This is a genomic window from Halopenitus sp. H-Gu1 (genome assembly GCF_041821145.1).
In the GTDB taxonomy this organism is placed as follows: Archaea; Halobacteriota; Halobacteria; order Halobacteriales; family Haloferacaceae; genus Halopenitus.
On the sequence record NZ_JBGUBC010000059.1, the window covers coordinates 1 to 1,324 of the forward strand.

At 53.1% G+C, this 1,324-nt stretch carries 2 pseudogenes; both read right to left on the bottom strand.

Annotated elements, in window-relative coordinates:
- Positions 1-843, bottom strand: a pseudogene (locus ACERIT_RS16115) (hypothetical protein); the annotation flags it as partial.
- A 166-nt stretch (positions 844-1,009) separates the two neighbouring features.
- A pseudogene (locus tag ACERIT_RS16120) lies at positions 1,010-1,297 on the bottom strand (secondary thiamine-phosphate synthase enzyme YjbQ); the annotation flags it as partial.
- Positions 1,298-1,324 lie beyond the last annotated feature (27 nt).

The window sequence follows — 1,324 nt, forward strand, 5'->3', positions numbered from 1 at the left end:
GTTTTTCCCTTCGACGCCGAACGCCTCGCGCGCTTCGATCAACACGGATTGGCGGTCGAATGGGTCGAGTGTTTCGAGCATCCGGCGGAAGTTCTCGTCGGACATCTCGTAGTACAGCCAGTCCCGGACGACATCAATGTAGTCCTCAGGGATGCCAACGAGCTCATCGTAGTCCGGATCATTAACCTCGTATATGAGCGCTTGCTCTTGGAGTGACCACAGTCCCTTCTCGATGGTGTCGAGTGCGTGTTCTGGACTGTCGGATCGCGACACTTTCGGGAACCGTCCGATCGCAGAGAGACGTTCGAAAAAGTCAAGCCAGGTATAGTATTCGTGTCTGCTGTCGGTGGCTCGATTGTGGAGCTCAAAATAGCTATACACCATATGGAGTTCCGAGTCGTCGACTTGGTTTTTGTAGTCGACGGCTGCTTGCGCGAGATGTAGCAGTTCGTCCGTCTCAGGAAACGCATCGGTATCGTAGTCTTCGAGGAGGACGCGCTGCCAGTCCTGAACAGCATCCAGTAGCTGTTCTTTTTCCATACTGTAGTCCGGCTGCTGGATGAGTTGGCGGAGAATCCCGTATCGGATAACAAGCGCCTGATAGGGCGAGTCGTTGATCGCTGTGATACGTGGGGGCGTGAAGTCATTGAGTTCTTTAGTAACTCGTGTTTCATCAGCAAGTGCGGGGACGTACGTTTCGAGGTATGTCTGCCGATCGCTGAAACCATCGTGTTTGAATGCTTCAGGGTCGAAGTTGTCAGTTTCTGCTTTCGTGTCGTCTTTGATGAACCGTTTTCGTTCGTAGCTGTTCCAGCTTCTGTCGATGAGGTCGTGCAACTGCATGTGTTAGTCCATCATTATTTTCAGTAACACTTCAAACTGAGTGTCCCAAGAAACCGTACGTTTCACGACTGAATTCGCTACAAGCCGAGGAGCGAGGTATTGTCGCTAGTGCTGTTCTACCATATTTCCGTCAAGATGTGAGTGTTGAATACAGAACGCGAATTCATCACGATGAATCGGCTTGTTTGGGCTCGTCTGGGTAGCGACTCGGTATGGTCGTGACCTGGAGGCGGCGCGTTCGCGACCCATCGCACTCGATGAACAGAATCGATTGCCACGTTCCTAACGCGAGGTCGTTGTCTACGATCGGAACCGATACGCTTTCGCCGAGAAGGGTGGCGCGCAAATGTGCATCTGCGTTGTCGTCGATTTCGTCGTGGTCGTATTTCTCGCCGCGCGGAACAAGCCGGTCAAGTAGTCGCTCGATATCCGACAGCAGTCGCGTCTCATCCTCAGTGAACTACCCCGCCCTGCTCGGCCC